The organism is Streptomyces ortus, assembly GCF_026341275.1.
In the GTDB taxonomy this organism is placed as follows: Bacteria; Actinomycetota; Actinomycetes; order Streptomycetales; family Streptomycetaceae; genus Streptomyces; species Streptomyces ortus.
In genome coordinates, this window is record NZ_JAIFZO010000002.1 from 7645824 (window position 1) to 7668439 (window position 22616).

13 protein-coding genes are annotated in these 22616 nt (G+C 73.0%); 5 read left to right on the forward strand and 8 right to left on the reverse strand.

What is annotated here, in order from left to right:
- Window positions 1-56: 56 nt before the first annotated feature.
- Window positions 57-1313 carry an ATP-grasp domain-containing protein gene (locus K3769_RS36455; RefSeq protein WP_267030489.1) on the reverse strand — a complete coding sequence of 419 codons (1257 nt, stop codon included), beginning with the start codon at window positions 1311-1313 and terminating at the stop codon, window positions 57-59.
- Between the two features lie 219 nt (window positions 1314-1532).
- Between K3769_RS36455 and K3769_RS36460 the strand changes: the two genes are divergently transcribed.
- Window positions 1533-2405 (forward strand): peptidoglycan-binding domain-containing protein, encoded by an 873-nt coding sequence (locus K3769_RS36460; RefSeq protein ID WP_267030490.1) that lies wholly within the window; start codon window positions 1533-1535, stop codon window positions 2403-2405.
- 10 nt (window positions 2406-2415) lie between these two features.
- Here the strand turns inward: K3769_RS36460 and K3769_RS36465 are convergent, their stop codons facing one another.
- Window positions 2416-5694: a family 78 glycoside hydrolase catalytic domain gene (locus K3769_RS36465; protein ID WP_267030491.1), complete on the reverse strand. Its 3279-nt coding sequence runs from the start codon at window positions 5692-5694 to the stop codon at window positions 2416-2418.
- A gap of 168 nt (window positions 5695-5862) precedes the next feature.
- On the opposite strand from K3769_RS36465, the gene K3769_RS36470 reads away from it, so the two are divergent.
- From K3769_RS36470 to K3769_RS36480, 3 genes are all read left to right on the forward strand, one after another.
- The gene (locus K3769_RS36470; RefSeq protein WP_267030492.1) at window positions 5863-8463 is read left to right on the forward strand and encodes a helix-turn-helix transcriptional regulator; all 2601 of its coding nucleotides are present in this window, start codon (window positions 5863-5865) and stop codon (window positions 8461-8463) included.
- Window positions 8464-8627: 164 nt separating this feature from the next.
- Window positions 8628-10025 (forward strand): FAD-binding oxidoreductase, encoded by a 1398-nt coding sequence (locus K3769_RS36475; protein ID WP_267030493.1) that lies wholly within the window; start codon window positions 8628-8630, stop codon window positions 10023-10025.
- 381 nt (window positions 10026-10406) lie between these two features.
- On the forward strand, window positions 10407-10967 hold the full coding sequence (locus K3769_RS36480) for a DUF6624 domain-containing protein (protein WP_282566320.1): 561 nt from the start codon (window positions 10407-10409) through the stop codon (window positions 10965-10967).
- 67 nt (window positions 10968-11034) lie between these two features.
- Here K3769_RS36480 and K3769_RS36485 read toward each other — a convergent pair whose 3' ends face one another.
- The 5 genes from K3769_RS36485 to K3769_RS36505 form a co-directional block, all read right to left on the reverse strand.
- Window positions 11035-11397 carry a hypothetical protein gene (locus K3769_RS36485; RefSeq protein ID WP_267030494.1) on the reverse strand — a complete coding sequence of 121 codons (363 nt, stop codon included), beginning with the start codon at window positions 11395-11397 and terminating at the stop codon, window positions 11035-11037.
- 182 nt (window positions 11398-11579) lie between these two features.
- Window positions 11580-15026 (reverse strand): helix-turn-helix transcriptional regulator, encoded by a 3447-nt coding sequence (locus K3769_RS36490; RefSeq protein WP_267030495.1) that lies wholly within the window; start codon window positions 15024-15026, stop codon window positions 11580-11582.
- Window positions 15027-15129: 103 nt separating this feature from the next.
- Window positions 15130-15486 (reverse strand): UBP-type zinc finger domain-containing protein, encoded by a 357-nt coding sequence (locus K3769_RS36495; protein WP_267030496.1) that lies wholly within the window; start codon window positions 15484-15486, stop codon window positions 15130-15132.
- Window positions 15483-16955 carry an ATP-binding protein gene (locus K3769_RS36500; protein WP_267030497.1) on the reverse strand — a complete coding sequence of 491 codons (1473 nt, stop codon included), beginning with the start codon at window positions 16953-16955 and terminating at the stop codon, window positions 15483-15485. Before K3769_RS36500 ends, K3769_RS36495 begins: the two co-directional genes overlap by 4 nt.
- Window positions 16952-18628 carry an NAD(P)/FAD-dependent oxidoreductase gene (locus K3769_RS36505; RefSeq protein ID WP_267030498.1) on the reverse strand — a complete coding sequence of 559 codons (1677 nt, stop codon included), beginning with the start codon at window positions 18626-18628 and terminating at the stop codon, window positions 16952-16954. Before K3769_RS36505 ends, K3769_RS36500 begins: the two co-directional genes overlap by 4 nt.
- Before the next feature lie 178 nt (window positions 18629-18806).
- On the opposite strand from K3769_RS36505, the gene K3769_RS36510 reads away from it, so the two are divergent.
- Entirely contained in the window at window positions 18807-19634 is an 828-nt protein-coding gene (locus K3769_RS36510) for a DUF1206 domain-containing protein (protein WP_267030499.1), read from the forward strand.
- Window positions 19635-19716: 82 nt separating this feature from the next.
- Here the strand turns inward: K3769_RS36510 and K3769_RS36515 are convergent, their stop codons facing one another.
- Window positions 19717-22161, reverse strand: coding sequence for a GH92 family glycosyl hydrolase (locus K3769_RS36515; protein ID WP_267030500.1), 2445 nt, complete (start codon window positions 22159-22161; stop codon window positions 19717-19719).
- Window positions 22162-22616 lie beyond the last annotated feature (455 nt).

Below are 22616 nucleotides of genomic sequence, written 5' to 3' on the forward strand. Positions count from 1 at the left end.
CGGTGTTGATGCCGGCGTGGTTGAGAGCGAGGGTGCGGGTGTGGGTGCCGGTGGCCTCATCGGGTGGTCACCCGCGGTCGCAGCCCGGACAGCAGTGACTCGACCCGGGCGCGCGCGCCGAGCCCTTCGGTGTCGCCCGCCATCACATGGCCGAGGTATTCGTTGTTGCTGCCCGCGACCCGCACCGCCCGGCCCGGCTCGGCGAGCTGAACCTCCAACACGGCTTGCGCGGAACGCACTTGACCGGCCCCCTCGATCGACTCCAGCGTCCCCTCGGTGTCCGGCACGAGGAAACCGACGGCCGCGCTGCGCAGCCCGGTGGGTCGGGGTCGCAGGTCCGGGGCGCGGTCGAGCGCCACGTCCACGCAGGCGGCGGCCAGGTCGACGCCGGTGACGTGACGGACGAGCTCGGTGATGCGGTTGCCGGCCGGGCGCGGGTTGACCTCGACGACGCGGGGCCCGGCGGCGGTCAGCCTGATCTCGGTGTGCGCCACGACGGAGTCGAGCCCGAGCGCCTTTATCGCCTGGGCCGCGGTGTCCTGGGCGGCCTCGGCATCGGCCGGGGCGAGGTCGGCGGGGAACATGTGACCGGTCTCGATGAAGGCGGGCGCCCCGCCTAGGCTCTTGTCGGTCACGCCCACCACGTGCGTCGTACCGGCGAACGACACCGTCTCCACGCTGACCTCGGGCCCGTCGAGGAGTTCCTCCAGAAGGAACACGGGTGCGCGCAACTGCCCGCGGGCGTTCAGCGGGAAGTCCGCGATGGCCCGGCAGGCCTCGGTCAGCTCGCGCTCGTCGTCCACGCGCCGCACGAACATGCCCGCGCAGAGGTCGACGGGCTTCACCACCAGCGGGAAGCCCAGTTCCCGGGCGGCCTCCTCGGCCGTGGCCCGGTCCGGGCAGACGGCGAAACGGGGGCCGGGGACACCTGCCTCGCCGAGGACGCGGCGGGTGATGTCCTTGCGGCACGCGTTCTCCACGGCCTCGGGTGTCGGCCCGGGGAGCCCCAGCCGGGCGGCGATCCGCGCCACGGTGGGCAGGTAGTAGTCGCAGGAGGTGACCACGCCGTCGAAGCCGAGTGCCTCGTGCAGCCGCTCCACGACCGGGAGCAAGAGGTCGATGTCGTTCGTCTCGGCGGTCAGTACGTTGCGGGCCGCCAGCAGGGGATGAGCCGTGCCCTCCGGGGCGGAGCGCAGGTAGTGATGCAGGTCCCGGGTGAGGAAGGTGAACTCGTGGCCGCCCTCCCGGATCGCCCGTGGCAGCAGTCTGCTCATCGACCCGACCCAGCTCTCGACCACCAACAGATGAGCCACAACTCCCCTTTCCCGCGCTCCGGTTGAGCGTCCGGGCACGCCGAGGGCACCCCATGGCGGGGTGTGGACGACGTGACCGACGCACACGCTATCGACAATCATTTTCATTGTCATCCGGTGGGCCGCACTTTGTCACGGGGCCGGCTCGGCGCCGCGCCGTTGAACCGGAGGGCGGAGGGACCCGTATCCCTTCTCAGTAACGCCCGGAGGGAGAGCAGGTTGTCGACACCGTTCGACCCCGAAGAGTCACCGCGTCGTGCGCCGCTGGAACCGACCCATGTGCTGCGCAAACGACAGCCAGGGTCGTTGGCGGATCTGCTGCGGCAGGTGAAGGAGAGAGAGCGCGAGCCGGAGGAGGGCTACGAGGTCGTCGCCGTACCGCCCCCGGAGGTCTCCGCGCCGTCCCGGGCGCCGGAAGGCCCCGCGCGGTCCCCGGCACCCGCGGCCCCGGCACGGCCCCCGGCCGCGAAGCGCGACTCGCAGTCCGGGGCGGTGACGGACCACTCGCAGTCCTGGGCGGCGACGGACGACCCGCAGTCCTGGGTCACGGAGGACGACACGCAGGAACTGCCACCCGTGTCCGCGGCCGTGGTCGTGGCCCACGGTGAGAGCGGGCCGGAGGTGCGCGAACGCCCGGCCAAGAAGGGGCCGGCCCACGGTCGCAGCACCTTCCTGCGCAGCACGGCGCTCGGTGTCGCCGCGACGGTCGCCGCGCTGGGCGGATTCAGCGGCGCCCTGCTGCTGACCTGGGACAACGACGAGGATGCCGCCCAGGCGCGGCCCCCGGCCGCGTCGTCCGCGCCCCCCGCCTCGGCCCCCGCGCGGGACGGCGTCGGCCCGCAGGGCGCCGACCCCGACGGCCCCGGCACCCTGCGCGAGGGCGACAGCGGACCCGAGGTCAGCGACCTGCAGGAACGCCTGCTGCGGATCCCCGACGTGTACGCGCAGGGCACGCCCACCGGCGTGTACGACGCCGCGCTGACGGCGGCGGTGGCCCGCTTCCAACTCTGGTACGGCATCCGGGGAGACGAGACAGGTGTGTACGGCAACGACACCCGCAACGATCTCGAATCCCGCACCAGCACTTCGTGAGCGCGTCCGGTCACCCGGTGGGCCGGGCCACGAACTCCCAATCCCCGTGCGTCACTTCGTACACGACGAACCCCGGTTCCACCCGCACGTACTCCGCCCCGCCGGGAGCGCGCACGGCCGAGCGCGCCGCCGCCGGTACATGCACCTCGGCCGTGGACCCCACCGGCACGCCCACCGAGAGCCGTAGCGAGCCGTCCACCATCGACCAGGCCGCCGAAGCCTCCCCGCGGACGGTCCGGATCGAGGTGCGGGCCCAGTCCACTCCCGTACGGCCGTCGGGGCGCACGGTGAAGGTCCGGTACCCGGCGTCTCCGGGGCGGAGCCCGGCCACGTTCTCGTACAGCCACTGCACGACCGTGCCCTGGAAGTAGTGGTCCCTGGAGCGTGAGTCGACCGGCCACATCTCCCACATGGTGTCGGCGCCGTTCTCGAACCAGTAGCCCCAGCTCGGATAGGTGCGCTGAGTGGCGATCGCGTGGGCCACCTCGGGATGCCCCTGCGCGGACAGCTGCCGCAGCAGGACACTGGTGCCGAGCGCGCCGGTGTTGAGGTGGTTGCCGCGCTCCTCGATGTCGGCGAGCAGCGAGTCGACGACGGAGGCGCGTGCGCCCGGCGGGACCAGCCCGAAGGCGAGCGGCACGCAGTTGTTCGTCTGCCGGTAGCCGGGATCCTTCGCCGTGCGGTAGTGGCCGTCGGGACCCAGGAAGGCCGCGTTGAAGGCCTCCTTGAGCCCCGCCGCCGCCCCGCGATAGCGATCGGCGACCGCGGGGTCCTTCAAAAGGTCGGCGAGTTCGGCCGTGTCGGTGAGCGCCCGGTGCAGATACGCCGTCGCGGTGAGCCGGGTGTCCTCGGGCGGGTTGCCGCCGTACCCGGGCGGCAGATAGTCGCCGAGCGCGGTCACGGCGAGCCCGTCCCGCAGCCGCGCGATCTCCCAGTCCAGATAGCGCGTGAGCGGCGTCCAGTGGTCGCGGGCCAGCCGCTCGTCCCCGTACACGCGGTACATCTCCCGCAGCAGGAACGGGTACACGGTCGTCCACTCGGGGGACGGGCCGAGGTCGCCGTACCCCCAGCCGCCGCTCGGCACGATCACCGGGAGCTGTCCGTCCGCGTTCTGACTGTCCTTCAGGTCGCCGAGCCACTTGGACAGGAAGCGGTGCACGCCGAGCGCGTACGCCATGACGGGCGCGCCCAGCTGCGCGTCGCCGGTCCAGCCGTTCTTCTCGTACATCGGCGTGTCCGTCGGGATGCCGTGCAGGTTGTTCAGGAGCGTGCGCCGCATCGCGCGCTCCAGCTGCTGGTAGAACGGCACGGAGCAGGCGAAGGAACCCGTCGCCTCCACCGGCGTGTGCACGACGCGCCCCAGCAGCTGCGACGGCTCGGGCTTCGTCGGTACCCCGCTGACCTGCACGTATCGGAATCCCTTGTACGAGAACTTCGGCTCCCACACCTCGTCGGCGCCGCCGCCCGCGCACACGTACTCATCGGTCTGGAACCGGCCGGGTACGTGCCCGGTCTCGGCGTGCACGCTTCCGTCGGACTTCAGCTTCTCGCCGTGGACCAGGCGTACGGTCGTGCCCGCCGGGGCGCGCACGGTCAGCCGCGTCCAGCCGGCCATCGTGCGGCCCATGTCGACCACGTACACGCCCTCGGTCAACTCCTCGACGGCGACCGGGCGTACTGTCTCGACGACCCGGATCGGGTCGTGGGGCTGGGCGCGCAGTGTGCCCTTCGGGGCGTCCCGGCGCTGCGTCCGCTGCCAGCCGCTGTCGTCGAAGCCTGGGCGGGTCCAGTCCTCGGGTGCCTTGCGGGCGTCGTAACTCTCGCCCGCGTAGAGCGAGTTGGAGCGGGTCGGGCCCTCGGTGATGCGCCAGCCGCCGTCCGTGGCGACCGTGGTGCGGGAGCCGTCGGGGTGGTCGACCTCCAGCTGGCCGAGGAGGCGCGGCTCGTCGTGCCACGGCGGGCGGTGCCAGTTCCAGACGTTCGGTGTCGTCATGCCGAAGAAGCCGCGGCCCAGGGTCACGCCGATCGCGTTGGCGCCCCGGCGCAGGTGGTCCGTCACATCGTGGACGGCGTACAGGACGGTCTCGTCGTAGTCGGTGAAGCCGGGGTCGAGGACCTGGCGGCCGACGCGTTCGCCGTTGATCTCGGCGTCGTAGTAGGCGAGTCCGCTGATGTAGAGGCGGGCGCGGGAGACCGGCTTGGTGAGGGTGAACTCGTGGCGCAGGAGTGGGGCCGGCTGCTCGGGCGCCGCGATCGACACCCCGGAACCCCAGGGCCCCTGCCCGTACGGGGCGAGCACGGCCGCCCCGGCCCAGGAGGAGTCGTCGAACCCCGTTTGCTGCCAGCCGTGTTGTTCGGTGTCGGCGCTCCGCCATCCCTCGCCCGTGACCAACTCCACGGTCCCTGTATCGAGTTCCACGAGCAGCCGTACGAGCAGACCGCCGGGGTTGACCGACGCGTTGCCGCGGTTGGTGGCGAGGGCGGCGACCACCAGGCGCCCGGAGCCCGCCGCCCGCACCTCCTCGGTGACGTCGAGGAGATGACCCTGCCGCCAGGCGTCGGTCTGCTCGGCCTGGTGCATCACCTGGACCCCGTCGAGATACAGGGTGAAATCGTCGTCGGCCGTCGCCAGCAGCGTGGCTTTTCGGACCTCGGAGCCCGCGGGCGGCGCGGTGAGCGCGCCGCGGAACCAACGGGGGCCGTTCGGGGCATCGTCAGAGGTCGCGCCCGGCGACCAGATCCAGGACGCCCCCTCGAACGTCGGCGGCTCGGGCGCGGCGGCGGCACCGATCCAGAACCCCTGCCAGGAGTCCTTGGACAACGTTGTCTCCCACCAGCGCGGCGCGCTCCACGCCGACGGCCGGCCCTCGCCGTCCCAGACCCTGACCTGCCAGAAGTAGCGGGTGCGCGGCTTGAGGGCGGGGCCCTCGTACGCGATTCCCACGCTGCGGTCCGACCCGACCCGGCCGGAGTCCCAGACCGCGCGCTGCCCCTCCCGCAGGCCCTGCTCGCTCAGCGCGACTCTCACGCGGTACGCGCTCTGCCGGGCCCCGCGTCCGTCGGCCGCCAACTCCCAGGTCAGCCGGGGCTGTTCCACCTCCGTGCCGAGCAGTGTCTCGGCGTACTCGACGGTCGTGCGCTCGATGCGCAGCCCGCCGGGCCGGGCCGCGCCGGCGTCCGGCGGAACCGAAGCGGTGGCAGCGGTGGTGCCGGAGGCGAGGGCGGCGGAGGCGCTCGCTCCGGCTACCGAGGTCCGGAGGAAGACGCGGCGGTTCCAACCCTTGGTCATGTGGAGTCCCTTGGTTGCGTGCGTGCGTGCGTGCGTGCGGGTGCGGGAGGCAGGGGAGCGTCGGGAGGGAGACGGGTGAGTCCGTTTGAAACGTTTCATAAATTCTTGAACGATCCTATGGGCGCCGCTGGGGGGCTTCAAGAGGCGTGCATGTGCCAGCATGGCGCCGTGGATGGGGGGATCCTCGAACGTGAGCACGAGCTGCACCGGCTGGCCTCGGCCGCCAGAGAGGCGGCCGACGGAGCCGGTTCCGTGGTGCTCGTGCACGGCGAGGCGGGTATCGGCAAGTCGAGCCTGGTGAAAGCGATGCCGGGGGTGCTGCCCACGGCCTCCCGCGTGCTGGTGGGGGAGTGCGACGACCTGGCCACGCGCCGGCCGCTCGGCCCCTTCCGCGACCTCGTCGGCAACGTCGGCGCGGAACTGGCGCGGGCACTCACGGCGGGCGGCGACCGCCCCCGGGTGTACGACGCGCTGCGCGCGGAACTCACCGCGGCCCCGCACCCCGCCGTCCTCGTCGTCGAGGACGTGCACTGGGCCGACGAGGCCTCCCTCGACGCGCTGCGGTTCCTGGTGCACCGGATGGAACGCCTGCCGGCCGTGCTGGTCCTGACCTACCGGGACGACGAGCTGGACCGCCGCCACCCCCTGCACCACCTCCTCGGCCAGGTGTCCCGGGCCGAACGCGTGCACCGCCTGCCGCTGTCCCGGCTCTCCCCGGGTGCCGTGCACAGGCTCAGCGCGGTGAGCGGCCTGGACCCGGCTGAAGTGTACGAGGTGACCTCCGGCAACCCGTTCTTCGTGGCCGAGGTGGTGGCGGCCGGCGGCACCGGCGCCGTACCGCCGACGGTGGTCGACGCGGTCCTCGCCCGGCTGCGCGACCTGGACGACCGCACCCGCGACGCCCTGGAACAGCTCGCCGTCGTACCCTCCGCGGTCGAACGTCCCCTCGTCGACGCGCTGCTGCCGGACGGCGTCGCCGAGCTGGCGGTCGCCGAACAGCGCGGACTGCTGACCGTGACACCCGAACGGGCCGGGTTCCGCCATGAGTTGATCCGCCGCGCCGTCGCCGACTCGCTGCCCGCCGCCCGGCGCATCGAACTCAACCGCCGGGTCCTGGCCGCGCTCGTCGTGAAACCGGGCTCCGACCCGGCCCGCGTCGTCCACCACGCGGCCCAGGCCGGCGACCAGGAGGCGATCGCACGGTACGGGCCCGACGCCGCCCGGGACGCCGCCGGAGCGGGCGCGCACCGGGAGGCCGCCGCCCATCTGTGCCTGGTCCTGCGACAGCGCGACCGCTTCGACACGGCCGAACTCGCCGATCTGCTGGAGCGGTTCGCCATCGAGAGCTACACCATCGCCGACTCCGCCGCCGCCGTGGACGCCGAGCGGGAGGCGGTCGCGCTGCGCCGGTTCCTCGGCGACACCCGCGCGCTCGGCGCCGACCTGCGCTGGCTCTCCCGGATCCACTGGTGGGCGGGGAACGCGGACGACGCCCAGCGCGCCGCACGGGAGGCCATCACCGTCCTGGAGGAGGCGGGCGACGAACGGCTGCTCGCGCTCGCGCTCAGCAACACCTCCCAGCTCCACATGCTGTCCGAACGCACCGCACCCGCCATCGACTTCGGCGAGCGTGCGATCCTGCTGGCCCGCCGCACGGGCGACAACGCGATCCTCGCGCACGCCCTGAACAACGTCGGCACCGCCCGCTGGCGCGCCGGAGACCCGCTGGGCCGCGCCCAGTTGGAGGAGAGCCTGCGGGTCGCGCTGGCCGCGGGCGAGGTCGAACACGCCTGCCGCTCGTACGCCAACCTCATCTGGACACTGCTCGAACGCCTCGAATACGCCGAAGCCGACCGCTATCTCGGGCCCGGGACGGAGCTGGCCGACCGGGCCGAGCACGTCGGCTTCCTGAGCTATCTCCATGTGGCCCTGGGACTGAGGAAGTTCGCGGCCGGCGCCTGGGACGAGGCGGAGCGCCACGCCGAGATCGGCGCCCACGACTTCGTACCGGCCCGCTGCCCCGCACTGACCGTCCTCGCCCGGGTACGGGTCCGGCGCGGCCGGAGCGGCGGCGACGAACTCCTCGACGAGGCATGGGAGATCGCCGTCCGCACCCGTGAACTCCAGCGCACAGGACCGGTCGCCGCCGCCCGGGCCGAGGCCGCCTGGCTGCGCGGCGACCACGCGGCGGTGGCCGCACTGGCCGGGGACACCTTCGAGCAGGCACGCCGGCTGAACGCCGTCCCGCACCGCGCCGAACTCGGCCACTGGCTCAGCAAGGCCGGTCACCGCGTACCGGCGGACGGTTCGGACCACCCGTACGCCCTCCAGACCGCCGGCCGCTGGCGGGAGGCGGCCCGGGTGTGGCACGCGGCAGGCTGCCCGTACGAGCATGCCGCCGCCCTCGCCGAGAGCCCGGACCCGGACGACAAGCTCACCGCCCTCGCGGGCCTGGACGCGCTCGGCGCCGAACCCCTGGCCCGGCTGGTCCGCTCCGAACTGCGGCACCTCGGCGTCCGCCACATCCCGCGCGGGCCGCTCGCCGCCACCCGCGACAACCCCGCCGGCCTCACCGAGCGGCAACTGCAGGTCGTGCGGCTGCTGGCCCAGGGCCTGACCAACCCGGAGATGGCCGAGCGGCTCGTCGTGTCGGTCCGTACCGTCGACAACCACGTCGCCGCCGTCCTGGAGAAACTGGGTGCCCGCTCACGCCGCGAGGCCGCCGCCCGCGCCACGGAACTCGGGATCCTGCCGGGCCGCGAGTCGTAGGCGGGGACACGTCGGACGCGGCGGGCCCGGACAGGTGCGGGGAGACATAGGTAGGCGAGGGCGCCGAACTGAGTGGCGGGCACGGATGCCCGAGCGGGTGACCCCGGACTAGAACAGGACCATCGGAGGGGTCCGGACGACGGGGCCCCGGATCGGGGGATGCCATGTCCGTCACGCCCGCACAGGCGGCCCGTCAGGAACTCACCGCGTTCGAGGGCCGGTTGACCGGTCCGGACGATCCCGGCTACCAGGAGGCGCGCGCCGTCTACAACGCGATGATCGACCGCCGGCCCGCCCTGGTGGCACGCTGCATCAGCGCCGAGGACGTGGCCCGGGCCGTCGGCTTCGCCCGCGGCCACGGCCTGCCGCTCGCGGTCCGCGGCGGCGGCCACCACGGAGCGGGCCTCGGGACCTGCGACGACGGCGTGGTCGTCGACCTGTCACCGCTCAAGGACATCGTGATCGACCCCGCCGCCAGGACCGCACGCGTCGGCGCGGGCTGCGTCTGGGGCGAGGTCGACCGGGCCACCCACGCACACGGTCTTGCCACCCCGAGCGGCATCATCTCCACCACCGGAGTCGGCGGCCTCACCCTGGGCGGCGGCCTCGGCCACCTCAGCCGCAAGTACGGGCTCACCATCGACAACCTCCTGGAGGCCGACCTCGTACTGGCCGACGGCACCCAGGTGCGGGCGAGCGCCGACGACAACGCCGACCTGTTCTGGGCGATCCGCGGCGGAGGCGGCAACTTCGGCGTCGTCACCTCGTTCCGGTTCCGGCTGCACGAGGTGAATACGGTCGTCGCCGGGCCCACCTTCTGGCCCGTCGAATCGGCCGCCGAAGTCCTCACCGCCTACCGGGACTTCATCCCCCACGCGCCCCGCGAACTGGGCGGCTTCTTCCTGTTCGGCGCCGTCCCGTCGGGCCCGCCGTTCCCCGAGGAGATCCAGGGACGCAAGGCCTGCGGTGTCGTGTGGTGCTACGCCGGGGACGACGCGGACACGGCGGCCCGGCTGATGGCACCCCTGCTCGACGCGCTCCCCGAACCGATGCTGCACGGCCCCGCGCCGATGCCGTACCCCGCGATCCAGTCGGCCTTCGACGGGCTCTACCCGCCCGGCGACCAGTGGTACTGGCGCGCCGACTTCGTCAACGAGATCCCGGCCGACGCGATCGACCGGCACGCCAAGTTCGGGGCCGAACTGCCCACCCTCAAGTCGACGTTCCACCTGTACCCGATCGACGGCGCCGTCCACGACCACGCCCCGACGGACACCGCCTGGAGCTACCGGGACGCACGCTGGGCCTCGGTGTACGCGGGGGTGGACCCCGACCCGGCCAACGCCGACCTCATCCGGCAGTGGACCGTCGACTACTTCGAGGCCCTGCACCCGTACTCGGCGGGCGGCGCCTACGTGAACATGATGATGGACGAGGGACAGGAGCGGGTCCGTGCTGGCTACCGCGACAACTACGCGCGCCTGGCCCGGATCAAGGCCGACCGCGACCCGGACAACCTGTTCCGGCTGAACCAGAACATCCAGCCGGCCGCACGGTCCTGACCGGCCCCACCGGCCGTCCGCAGAAGGGCCCTGACGCCGACGGGGGGCGTCAGGGCTTGCGCGCCACGCCTCCGTAGCCGTCCGTCGGCCGCGGATCGCTGCCCGGCGCGGGACGCCACCCTCCCGGTACGGCCGTCACAGCCGGCAGTGTGCCACGCGGTGGCTGACCCAGACAGAGCGGTGCGGTTCGTTCCGAAATTATCAGAACGCTTGTTACGGGTTGATTGGGTACGCAATCATAGGACGCGAGTGAAGTGCCGCACAGCCCGGCGGCTACGGCGCACGGCGGCGCACAACGGCGCTCGATCACAACGCACTTGGCGCCCCGGCGGCGGGCCGGGCGAGCCTGCGGCAGCGTGATGCGAGACCTGGATGGCCACCTTGAGTGACGGACAACCGAGGACCCCGGCCGGAGTTCCCGCCGCGACCCCGCCGCCCGTGCTTCCCGGACTCGCCGCCGCTCTCGCCCGCGAACTGGTCCGCCGGGTGGACGACGACCAGCGGGCGACGGAAGAGGTGCACCGCAGTCCCACACCGGCTGCGCGGCGCTGCCTCGCGACGTGCCGTGAGAGCAACGCCGAGGCGTTACGGGCCATCGTGCGGCGCCATGCCTGGCCGACCGCGGCCCTGGTCGGCGCCCCCGCCTCGACCGCGGCCCTGATGATCCTGCTGCACGCCCCGGATCTCGCCTTCCAGGTCGCGTGCCGCGACCTGATCGCCCAGGCGGTGGCGGACGGACGCTGCCCGGCGCCGCATCACGCGTACATCGCCGACCACTGCGCGGTGGAACTGGGTCAGCCGCAGTTCTACGGGACGCGTATCGACCCCTTGACCTGCTGCCCCTATCCGGTCCGCCGGCCCGAGGGGCTCGACGAGCGGCGCCGCGACGTCGGTCTCGCCCCCCTCGACGAACAGCTGCGGACCCTGCGTCTCAGCGGGTGAGGCCGTTGGGCCCGACGGGTGAGCCGACGCCGAGGGGAGCGGAGTGGACGGGTTTTCCGCCGACGGCCTACGGTTCGAGACGCAGCTCCCGTTCCTGCTCCTGGTCGCCGGCGGCCGCACCCTCCTCGTGGACGGTGAAGGCCGCCGAAAGCGTCTCGTCGGCCTGTCGCACCGCCTCCGGGCTGCCCTGCAGAGTGACGGTGACGGACGTGGAGAGCTTGTCCGCGGCGGACGGCTTCTCCCCGCCGCCGTCGCCGGAGGGCGCGTCGCCGCTGCCGAAGGTGGCCGTGTAGACCGTCGCGCCGCCGTCGCCCGGCAGGGTGTCCGGGGATCCGAAGACGGGTTCGAGCGTGTGGACGACAGCCCGCGCGTCGGCGGCCGAACCGCCGGTGAGAGTGAGCGTCAGAGCGAGATGCGTGCCGGACGTCATGAACAGCCACCTTTGCTTGTACGTGGACGAATGCGGGCCATCCGCTCGGGTAACCGGTTGACCTGGACACAAACGGCGGCTCGGCCGCGCGTGGGCCCGTCTCCATCACACAGCCATCCGCCGGACCCCGCAGCCGCTGCGGGGTCCGGGCCGCCCGGCGACGCGCCGGTCCCGCTCGCAGGTCAGCCGGAGGCGGCCGGTCCCGGCTCGACCAGTCCCTCGCGGTAGGCGATCGCCACCGCCTCCGTACGGCTCGCCGCACCCAGCTTCGCCAGGATGTTGGAGACGTGCACGCTCGCCGTCTTGCCGCTGATGAACAGTTCCTCGCCTATCTGCCGGTTGATGCGGCCCCGGGCGAGGAGCAGCAGCACGTCGTTCTCCCGGGCGGTCAGCGCGGGGACGCCCGCCACCGGGGAGGTCTCCGCGAGGCGGGCCCGGCGGATCAGCCGCTCCACGTCCGCGCGCAACGGCACGGCGCCCAGCCGGACGGCCGTGTCCTGGGCCACCCGTGCCTGCCCGGCGGCTTCCTCGCGCCGCCCCGCCGCCACCAGCGCCTCCGCGAGTCGGACCCGGCAGCGGGCCTGCTCATAGACGTCCCCGTAACCGAACGCCTCGACCGCCTTCTCCCAGGCCTGTGTGCTCTCCCGGGCGACCCCGGTCTCTTCCCGCGCCTCCCGCGCCTCCCGCGCCCGTGGGTCCGGCTCGGCGCAGGCGCGCGCCCACTCGGCCTCGGCGCGCGCCAGCCAGGCCCGGCCCTCGGGACCCTGCGGCGCACCGTCCTCGCCCTCGGCGGCCGTGACCCGGGCCATCCCCACCAGCTCCGCCCCGGTCTCGCACCAGCGCCGCACGCCGTCCTCGTCGCCCGCCTGACGGGCGGCCACGGCCGCGTCCGCCACCGGCGCCAGGGCGAGCGCCGCGAGCCGCACCACCACATCGGGCGCCGTACCGGAGTCCTCGGTGAGAGCCACGACGCTCGTACGCACCTGTTCGACGGCCGCCTCGGGATCGTGGCGCAGGGCCGCCGCGTCGGTCAGGAGGATGCCCGCCACGAGGGCGGCCATCCAGTCGAACGGTCCGTCGAGGAGGGACCGGGCCCGCTCGGCCGCGCCCTCCTCACCGCGTGCCAGTGCCACCGACAGCGCCGGGCCGATCGCGTAGCGACCCGCCGCCGGAAGTCCCTCGGCGTCGCTCTCCGCGGCGCGGACGCATGCGTCCCACTGGCCCAGGGAGTAGAGCACCAGGGAGCGCAGATAGCGCATCTCCAGTGGGTAGGGCGAGGCGAGCAGCCCCGCACGGCCCGCGCGCTCCAGCCCGTCGGAGAGCCAGGTCAGGCATTCGTCGAGGTCACCGGACTCGTACGCGCCGATGGAGAGGTTGAACAGCGCGCGCATCTCGATCGAGGTGTTCCCCGCGCGCCGGGCCAGCTCCCGTGCCTCCCGCAGCCGGGCCCGCCCTTCGGAGGTGGTCCGGCTCGCCCCCTCCAGACCGACGAGGGAGATCATCAGGTCGGCCCGGGCATCGGGTATGTCCAGGTCCTCCGCGATGCCCAGGGCCCGGCGGGCCACGTCGCGGGCGGTCTCGTCGTGGCCCACGTACCGCGCCGCCATGACGTGGGTGGACGCGGCCCACACCCACGTACGCGAGGGAGGGTCCGCGGGGATCATCGCGAGGGCCTCACTGCTGTACGTGAACGCGGCGGTCAGGCTGTCGATGCGCATGAGGTTGCCCGCGAGGGTGTAGCGCACCCGGGCGGCCAGTTCGGAGTCCTCGTCCGAACCCATGCGCGCCAGTGCGGCCCGGGTGAGCGAGACCGCCCGGTGGGTCTCGCCCGCGTGGGCGGCTGCCGCCGAGGCACGCAGCGTGAGGGTGACCGTGTCGTAGCCGTCGGGCCGCGCGTCCGCGGGCACCGCCGACCACAGGTCGAGGGCGGCCTCCAGGTGGCGCAGCTCCTCGGCGGGCGCGCGGACCCGCGCCGCGTGGTCGGCGGCCTCCAGCGAGGCCGCCAGCGCGTCGGGCAGGTCATGGCTCTCACGCGAGTGGTGCGCGCGCTCGGCGGCGTATTCCGCCGGCAGGCCCCGCCCGGCCAGCACCTGGGCGAACGCCCGGTGCAGCCGCACGCGTTCGCCCGGCAGCAGATCGGCGTAAACGGCCTCACGAATCAGCGCGTGCCGAAAGGAGTAGGCACTGTCCCCACCGGCTCCCTCACGCGAGCCACCCCGGGAGCCCCCACCCGAGCCGCTCCCGAAGTCGCCGCCCAGGCCGTCGCGGGAACTCCCGCCAGGACCCCCGCCCAAGCGGTCGCGGGCGTTTTCGCCGGAGCCGCCGACCAAGCCGGCACGGGAACTCCCGCCGGGGCCCCCGCCCAAGCCGGCGCGGGAACTCCCATCAGGACCCCCGCCCAGGCTGGCGCGGGCGTTTCCGCCCAAGCCGTCACGGGAACTCCCGCCGGAGCCCCCGACCAAACCGTTGCGGGCGCTTCCGCCAGGGCCGCCGCCCAAGCCGTTGCGGGAAATGCCACCGGGCCCCCCGCCCAAGCCCTCACTCAGACCACCGCCCGAACTCCGGTCGCGCTCCCTGCCCGGCCCCCCGCCGGCGACGAGGAGTTGTCGGCCGACGGCCTCGCGCAGGGCCGACTCCAGGTCCTCCTCGGGCAGTCGCACGGCGTCGCGCAGCAGGTCGTGCTCGACGCGGCGCCCGGCGACCGCCGCCGTGCGCAGTACCTGCTGCGCGGTCGGCGACAGCTGCTCGAAGCGGCTCAGCAGCACGTCCGCCAGACCGCTGGGCACGGCGGAGGCGTCCCCCGGCGCGCTCTCCGAGGTGGCGGCCAGCAACTCCTCGGCGTAGAAGGCGTTTCCCTCGGCGCGCTCGACGATGCGGCGGATCGTGGCGTCGGTGACCGGCGCGGTCCGCTGCGAGCGGACGAGCCGTGCCACCTCGCCGTCGGGCATCGGCCGCAGCTCCAGCCGCTCGACGGCGGGCAGCCGCACCAACTCGGCGAGCAGGGGCCGCAGGGGATGTCTGCGGTGCAGATCGTCGGCGCGGTACGAGGCGAAGACGGCCAGCCGCTGACCGGGCGCGCCGCCCGCACTTCCCGCACCTCCGAGGACGCCCCTGCTGAGCAGGAAACGCAGCAGGTCGCGGGAGGACTGGTCCGCCCAGTGCAGGTCCTCCAGGACCAGCAACAGCGGGGCGGCCCGGGTCAGTTCGGCCAGGAGCGCGGCCAGGCCCTCGAACAGCTGCGGACGGCCACCCGCGTCCCGTGCCCCGTCCCCGCCGTGTCCGATCAGCCGGTCGACCACGGGATGCGCGGCCAGCGTGCCGGAGAACCGCTCGTCCCCGGCGAGCACCCCGAGGATCTCGGTGAACGGCAGATACGGCAGACCGACGTCACCCAGGTCCACGCAGTGCCCCGTGATCACCGTCGTGCCCGCCGCCGCGGCGTACCCGGCGGCCTCGGCCAGCACCCGGGTCTTGCCGACCCCCGCGTCCCCGGCGACCAGCACGGCCCGCGCCTCACCGGCCCGGGCCCGGTCCAGGATCCGGGTCAGCCGGGCGAGCTCGTCGGCACGCCCGATGAAAGGCCCGATGAAGGGGCCGTTGAGGGGCGCGGTGTACGCGGTGGTCGACACGGATCCATCCTGGCACGCGCCACCGACAGCCCCCGGCCCGAGGACCGGCCGGGCGGTGCGGGGCGGTGCGGGGCGGTGCGGCGCGGCGCGGGCGCCGGCCGGGTCAGCGGAGCGTCTGCGCCCAGTTCGCCGGCACCCGTCCCGCAGGTCCGGGCGCGGGCTGGTCGGCGGGGTGGCTGAGCGGCGGGGCGAGGTCGGGCCCGGACTCGTACAGTTCGGACGTCTCGAAGTTCCAGAACCAGGCCTCGCCCGGCTCGAAGCTGCGGATGAAGGGGTGGCCCGTGCTCCGGTGGTGGGCCGTGGCGTGCTTCGCGGGGGAGTCGTCGCAGCAGCCGACGTGACCGCACTGGGCGCAGCGCCGCAGATGGAACCACCAGCCCTGCGCGGCCTCGCACTCGACGCATCCCGTGCCGCTCGGCGGCACGCTCGGGTCGATTCCGGCCGTGTCCGAGGTGGTCATGGCGTCTCCTGGGGGGTGTCGTCCGTGGTGGCGGGTGGGGAGTCCGTCTCCTGCGCGGTGAGCGGGAGGAAGACCTGGAAGCGGGTGTCGCCGGGCTCGGAGTGCACCTGCAGGTGCCCGTGGTGTTTGTTCACGACGATGCGCCAGGAGATGTCGAGGCCGAGCCCGGTGCCCTCGCCCACGGGCTTCGTGGTGAAGAACGGGTCGAAGATCCGGCCGCGGATCTCCTCGGGAACCCCGGGCCCCGTGTCCCGGAACTCGACGAGCAACTGCTCCCGTTCGAGCGCGGTGCGCACGGTGAGCGTGCCCTCGCCGCCCATCGCGGAGGCGGCGTTGTCGATGAGGTTCGTCCACACCTGGTTCAACTCGCCCGGATAGGCGGGGATCCGGGGCAGCGACCGGTCGTAGTCCTTCACGATCCGGACCCCGGGGCCGATCTTCCCCGCGAGCATCATCAGGGTGCTGTCGAGCAGTTCGTGCACATCGGCGACCTGGTAGGGCGCCCGGTCGAGCTGCGAGTACTGCTTGGCCGCGTTCACGAGGTTCGAGACGCGGGTCGTGGAGTCCTCGATCTCGTTCATCAACAACTCGGTCTCGACCGTGTAGTTGAGCCACCGCACCGCGCCTTCGAGCGTCCCCTCGTCCACGGTCGCCGCCACCTGGTCCAGCCAGTCGATGTCCAGCCCGGCCTGCACGAACGTCGGCGCCAGCTCCCAGCCGCCCGCGATGCCGTGGTCGTCGAACCAGTCGCCCAGCGCGTCCTCCCGGTCGGAGGCCTCCAACGGGCTCAGGGGTGTGGCCTTGGCGACCTGCTCCGCCGTACGCTCCTGGATCTCGACCAGTGTCTCCAGGGCGTCGCGCGCGTACGGGCCCGCCGCGATCATGCCGAGCTTGTGCCGCATCCCGGCCACCCGGCCGCGCAGCGCGGACGTGGCCCGGACCGCCGCCGCGGCCGGGTTGTTCAGCTCGTGCGTCAGCCCCGCGGACAGCGAGCCCAGCGCCAGCAGCCGCTCACGCTGCCCGATGGTCCGCTGGGTGTTCTGGCTGCCGAAGAACAGCCCCTCCAGCAGATGCACGGCCATCGGGAACCACTCCCGCAGGACCGCGGAGAACGTCTCGGCGGGCAGGATGAAGAACCGCGAGGGCTCGGTGACCCGCAGGGAACCCTTGTAGCGCGCCTCGTCGGGGGCTCCCAGATAGGCCTGCATGGCGCCCGCGTACACCCCGCGCTGGGACGTGCGGTTGATCTCCACGTCGTCGCCGCCGACCCGCCGCGACATGACGAGCGTGCCCTCCAGGAGGACGAAGAAGCAGGTGGCCGGCTCGCCCTCCTGGTAGACGGGACCGGGCTCGAACAGCTCCACCCGGCCCTCGCCGCACAGCCGCCCCAACTGCTCGGCGTCCAGCTTCTCGAACAGGAACAGCGTGCCGAGTTCCTTGATGTCGCACGGCATCGGCCGCCCGCTCATGACTGCTCCAGATACCGGTGGACGAGCATCACGGCCATGGCTCCCTCTCCTACGGCGGAGGCGACCCGCTTGGCCGACTCGGCGCGCGCGTCACCCGCCACGAACACCCCGGGCACATTGGTCTCCAGGTGGTACGGCGGCCGGTCCAGCTCCCACTCGGGCGGCGACTCCCCGCCGACCGCCAGGTCCGGCCCGGCGACGATGAACCCGCGCTCGTCCCGCAGGACCGTGCCGTCCAGCCAGTCGGTCAGCGGCGCGGCGCCGATGAACACGAACATCCACTGCGCGTCGACGAGTTCGGTGTGGCCGCTCGCCAGATCGCGCAGGGTGAGCTGCTCCAGATGGTCGGAGCCGTGCACCGCGTCGACGACCGTGCCGGTGCGCACCGAGATGTTCGGCGAGTTCGAGATCTGCTCGATCAGGTAGTGGGACATCGACGCCGCCAGGGACGGGCCGCGCACCAGCAGGGTGACCGACTTCGCGCCCCTGGCCAGGTACATCGCGGCCTGCCCGGCGGAGTTCGCCCCGCCGACGATGTACACGTCCTGCCCCTGGCACGCGGGGGCCTCGGTCAGCGCCGACCCGTAGAAGACCCCGCACCCGGTCAGGTCCCCGGCGCCCGGCGACTCCAACTGCCGGTACGAGACACCCGTCGCCAGGATCACGCAGTGCGCGGAGATCGCCGAACCGTCCGAGAACCGCACGGTGCGTGAGGCTCCGGTGACCTCCAGAGCGGTCACCTCGCGCGCGGTCAGGATCTCGGCGCCGAACTTCGACGCCTGCCGTCGCGCACGGTCGGTGAGCTGGGCCCCGGACACCCCGTCCGGGAAGCCCAGATAGTTCTCGATGCGCGAGCTCTGCCCGGCCTGTCCGCCGGTCGCGGAGCGCTCGACGAGCACCGTCCGCAGCCCCTCCGAGGCGCCGTACACCGCCGCGCCGAGGCCGGCCGGGCCGCCGCCGATGACGACCAGGTCGTAGAACTCGGCGGTCGGCGTCGTGGCGAGCCCCACCTGGGCGGCCAGTTGCTGATCGTCGGGCTCCACCAGCACCGCCCCGTCGGCGGTGACCACGAGCGGCAGCCGCTCGCCGTCCTGCTCCGCGCAGGCCAGCAGCCGCTTGCCCTCCGGCTCGTCCGAGGAGTACCAGCGGTACGGCACCTGGTTGCGGGCCAGGAACTCCCGTACGTCCGAGGAGCGCGCGGACCAGCGGTGGCCGACGACCTTCGTGATCGGCACGGCCCGGTGGTCGGAGGCCCGCCAGGCGGCCAGCAGGTCGTCCAGGACGGGATAGAGCTTCTCCTCGGGCGGATCCCAGGGCTTGAGGAGGTAGTGGTCCAGATCCACCACGTTGATCGCGTCGATCGCCGCGTTCGTGTCCGCGTACGCCGTCAGCAGCACCCGCCGCGCACTCGGGTACACGTCCAGGGCCTGCTCCAGGAACTCGATCCCGTTCATCTGCGGCATGCGGTAGTCCGCCAGGATCACCGCGACGAGATCCCCGCGCAGCTTCAGTTCGCGCAGCGCCTCAAGAGCGCTCTCCCCGGACTCCGCGCGCACGATGCGGTACGTCTCGCCGTAACGACGCCGCAGGTCACGGGCCACGGCACGCGAGACTCCCGGGTCGTCGTCCACGGTCAGGATGACGGTCCGGTTTACGTCTGTGCCCTGTGCCATTCGTCTCCCACCCCGAGAGGTCGGCGCCCCCGCGCGGCTGCGCGCGACGCCCTTCCACGTTGCAGGCCCATCGTATGTTCGATCCCCCCGATCCGCTTCGGAAAAGGGACGTACCGCCCGGCCGGGCCCGCCGGGTGTCGTACGGCCGAGCCGGGGCAACCGGAGACGGGAGGCAATGATGAACGCAAGCACGTTGACACGAGGCGGCCGGGCCGGGAAGCAGAAGGCGGCCCCGGCCATAGAGGGGGCGGCGCGGGCGGGTTTCACCGCGCGCGGTGTCATCTACTTGTTGGTGGGCCTGCTGGCCCTGCAGATCGCCTTCGGCGACAGCGGGAAACAGGCGGACCAGGGAGGTGCGCTGGAGGAGGTCGCGAGCAAGCCCTTCGGGGAGGTCGTGCTCTGGGCGCTCGGCGTCGGAGTGGTCGGTATGGCGCTCTGGCGGCTGTCCGAAGCGATCTTCGGCGCGGCGGGCCCCGACGGGAACAAGCCGAAGAAGAGGCTGGCGTCGGCGGGACGGGCCGTCTTCTACGGCTTCGTCGCCTACTCCGTGATCTCCTTCGCCGCCGGCGCCGGAGGGAGCGGTTCGAGCGACGGCAAGTCACGGGACGCCACGGCCAAGGCCATGGACCTGCCCGCCGGGCGGTGGCTCGTGGGCATCGCCGGAGTGGTGATCCTGTGCGCGGGCCTCTGGATGGTCGTGCAGGCGGCGCGCCGGAAGTATCACAAGCACATGCGGCTCACCGACATGTCGCGCAAGGTCCGCCAGGGGGTCGACGTGACCGGTGTCGGCGGCGGTGTGGCCCGCGGTCTGGTGTTCGCCGTCGCCGGAGGCTTCGCGGTCCGCGCGGCCTGGGACTACGAGCCGGACAAGGCCAAGGGCATGGACGACACCCTGCGCTCGTTCGCCGAGACCCCGGTGGGGCCCTGGCTGCTGGTGCTGATAGCCGTCGGCCTGATGCTCTTCGGCCTGTTCTCGTTCGCCATGGCGAGGTACCGCAAGGTCTGACGCACCACGGCACATGGGTGTGGCCCCGAATCCGTCGTCCGGATCCGGGGCCACACCCATGTGCGGTCGGTTCAGCGGCAGGTCAGCGGGGCAAGCCGGCGGGCGCGGTCGCCCACAGCTTGTCCGGCTCCGTCACCAGCGTGAACCTGAGCGTGCCACCGGTCCGCAGCAGGCTCCCGTCCGTCCAGGACCGGTCGTGGGTACGGCCGTTGAGCCGCACGCCGCCCACATACGCGTGTGTGGCGTCTGCCGCGGGCGCGTCGATGACGAGGTCGGTCCGCCCGGGCCGGTCGACCACGGCGTGCGGGAACAGGGGCGTGCTCAGCAGGAGGTCGGCGCTGCCCGGCGTCTGCGGATAGATGCCGAGGGCCGAGAAGACGTACCAGGCGGACATGGTGCCGAGGTCGTCGTTGCCGGGCAGTCCCGTGGGCCCCGTGCCGTAGACGGTGTCGAGGATCTGCCGGACGGTCGCCTGGGTCTTCCACGGCCGGCCGAGCGCGTTGTAGAGCCAGGGGGCGTGGATGCCCGGCTCGTTGGTCGGGTCGTAGCGCAGCGCGTCGCCGCCCTGCACCGACCAGGACCCGTCGGCCTTGTGGAAGAAGGCGTCGAGCCGGTTCGCCGCGACCTCACGCCCGCCCATCGCCTCGGCGAGCCCCTGCACGTCCTGCGGCACCATCCAGGTGTACGTGGCACTCGTGCCCTGGGCGAACCCGCGGTCGCTGCCGGGACTGAACGGCGTGACCCATGACCCGTCCAGGTTGCGCGCCTGGATGTAGCCGTCGGTGCCCGCCCCGTCCGTCGCCGCGGGGTTGTAGACGTTGCGCCACCAGCCGCCCCGCTCGGTGAAGTAGGCCGCCTGCTCGTCACGGCCCAGCAGCTTCGCCCAGCGGCCGAGCGCGTCGTCGGCGACCGAGTCCTCCAGGGTCTCGGCGGCGCCGCCCCAGCAGTGGCAGACGTCCTGCGCCGCGTACCCGGAGGTCATGTACTGCGCCAGATTGGGCCGTTGGCCGGTGCACTGGCCGGGGCAGCCCGCGTCGGAGAGCCCGTCCGGGTGCGGCACGGTGGCCTGCTTCGCCAGCGAGTCGAAGGCGCCGCGGTAGTCGAAGTCGCGTACACCCATGGCGTAGAAGGTGGCGAGCGTGGCCGCCGTCGGGTCACCGGTCATGACATGGGTCGGACCGTTGATGTGCACCCAGCGGTCCCAGACCCCGCCGTTCTGCTCGGCGAAGTTGTACAGCGACTGGGCGAAGTCCCCGGCGATACGCGGCTTGAGCAGCGCGAGCAACTGGATCTGCGCCCGGTACTGGTCCCAGCCCGAGAAGTTGCTGTACTGCGCTCCCTGGCCGCGCTTGATCCGATGAGCCTTCCCGTCCATGCCGGGGTAGCGGCCGTCGGTGTCGCTGACCAGGTTGGGCTGCTGGAGGGAGTGGTAGAGCGCGGTGTAGAAGGCGGTGAGCCGGGCTTCACCGCCTCCCCCGACCCGTACGGAACGCAGCTCACGGTCCCAGGCCCGACTCCCGGCCGCCGCCACGTTCTCCACGCTCGCCCGCGGCGCTATCTCCTCACGAAGGTTGGCCTCGGCCCCCGCGAGACTCACGTACGAGATACCGAGCCGCATCTGGACATCGTTGTCGGCCCGGGTGTCGAAGCCGACATAACCGCCGGACCCGCGCCCCGCGCGGTCGGCGCCCGTGGCGTACCCCTCACCGCCACCGCCGGTGGTGGAACCGGGGGAGAGGGTGCCGTCCTTCCATGTACCCGTGCCGGCGAAGGCGCGGTCGAAGGAGGCGGTGAAGTAGAGCCGGTAGTAACTCTTGCGGTTGTTGACACCGCCGTTGGCACGACGGCCGCAGAACGCGCCTGTCAGCACCGACCCGGTCACCTTGCGGTTGGCCCGGTCGATCCGCACCTGCGCGTCCTCGCTCCCGTTGAGCGAGTTGGAGACCCGGAAGAGCAGGTTGGCGGGCTTGTCGGCGGGGAACGTGAAGTCGGCGACGCCGGCCCGCTGCGACACCGCGAGGTCGGCGCGGGCGCCGGAGTCGAGGCCGACGGAGTAGCGGCCGGGCACGGCCCGCTCGTCGGCGTGCGAGAAGTTCGCCGCGTAGACGGCGTCCTTGGTGTCCGCCGAGGGAGAGGAGGTGACGTCCCCGACGAACGGCATGATCGGTACGTCGCCCGCGGCGCCCGGGTTGCAGCCCGCGCCGTTCACATGCGTGAGGCTCAGCCCGCGCAGCCGGGTCGCCCCGTACTCGTAGCCGTTGGCCGCGCCCGTACTGGTCTGGTCGCCTCGGGTACTGGTCGGCGACCAACCGATCATGCCGTACGGGAGGTTGGCGCCCGGGTAGGTGTTGCCGCCGTTCGCCGTACCGATGAGCGGATCGACGTACGCGGTGGGACGGGCGGGCGCGGCGGCGTCGGCCGCCGCGGACACCGGCCCGGGCAGTGCGGCGGCGAGCGCGGTGGTCAGCGCGAGAGCGGCGGCTCTCCTGCCGAACCTCCGCGACACGGCGGTGGATCTGAGGACCATGTGCGAGGAACCCTTCCGTGACGGACGAGCAACGGACCGACAGCGCCCGAGCGTAGGCCCCCACCCCGAACGACCCCCCGCCCCCCCCACAATGAACACCCGATGAACCCACAACCAGCGTCACGGGGAACGGCGCCGCGACGCCCATCGCCGACCGCCGTTCCCCGCCCCCTCAGGGGCGCGGGGAACGGCGCACTCCCACCCCAGGCGCCGGCCACGCGACATCCAACGCCCACTCAGGCCCCGCCCCTTCAGGGGCGCGGGGAACGGCGCACGCCAGCCCCGGGCGAGGGCCACGCGACGACCAACGCCCACCCAGGCCCCGCCCCCTCAGGGGCGCGGGGAACCGCGCACGCCAGCCCCAGGCGCCCCGCACCGCGCGAAGCGCAGACCGACACAAACCCACGGCGCAAGCCGAAAGGCCCGCGCTCCGCCGCCACCCAACGGCAACGGAG

Excerpts from the sequence above, each read along its gene's own strand:
- K3769_RS36465 (WP_267030491.1), bottom strand. The coding sequence starts at position 5,694 with ATGACCAAGGGTTGGAACCGCCGCGTCTTCCTCCGGACCTCGGTAGCC.
- K3769_RS36475 (WP_267030493.1), top strand. The coding sequence starts at position 8,628 with ATGTCCGTCACGCCCGCACAGGCGGCCCGTCAGGAACTCACCGCGTTC.
- K3769_RS36485 (WP_267030494.1), bottom strand. The coding sequence starts at position 11,397 with ATGACGTCCGGCACGCATCTCGCTCTGACGCTCACTCTCACCGGCGGT.
- K3769_RS36495 (WP_267030496.1), bottom strand. The coding sequence starts at position 15,486 with ATGACCACCTCGGACACGGCCGGAATCGACCCGAGCGTGCCGCCGAGC.
- K3769_RS36500 (WP_267030497.1), bottom strand. The coding sequence starts at position 16,955 with ATGAGCGGGCGGCCGATGCCGTGCGACATCAAGGAACTCGGCACGCTG.
- K3769_RS36505 (WP_267030498.1), bottom strand. The coding sequence starts at position 18,628 with ATGGCACAGGGCACAGACGTAAACCGGACCGTCATCCTGACCGTGGAC.
- K3769_RS36510 (WP_267030499.1), top strand. The coding sequence starts at position 18,807 with ATGAACGCAAGCACGTTGACACGAGGCGGCCGGGCCGGGAAGCAGAAG.
- K3769_RS36515 (WP_267030500.1), bottom strand. The coding sequence starts at position 22,161 with ATGGTCCTCAGATCCACCGCCGTGTCGCGGAGGTTCGGCAGGAGAGCC.